The following is a 252-nucleotide window of genomic DNA, read 5'->3' as shown; positions in this document are numbered from 1 at the left end:
GTGCAACACAAACTTGCTTTCTCCATCCTCAACGAAAGTGATCTTCTTGATGGTTCCTGGGCCACCATTTCCCTCAACGTTTTCAACACTCTTGAAGGAATCAAGAGCCTTTGGGATGACGTTGTCGGCATCTGTAACTAGGGCCTTGTAAAGAGTAGCAGGAGCCACAGGGGAGGTGGTTTCATCCTCAAATGTGAAAATACCCATTATGAATAATAAAATGGATTCGAAGAATAATATTACTAGTTTGTG

Annotated in this window: 1 protein-coding gene; it reads right to left on the bottom strand. The window is 42.5% G+C overall.

Translation table 11 applies throughout. From position 1 onward, the window contains the following. Window positions 1-252, bottom strand: a 252-nt coding sequence (locus tag L9G74_RS24460; RefSeq protein ID WP_238898827.1) for an SRPBCC family protein, incomplete at both ends; no start/stop codon positions are given.

It is taken from the genome of Shewanella electrica, assembly GCF_022321485.1.
Lineage (GTDB): Bacteria > Pseudomonadota > Gammaproteobacteria > Enterobacterales > Shewanellaceae > Shewanella > Shewanella electrica.
This window is presented reverse-complemented; position numbering and strand designations above follow the sequence as displayed.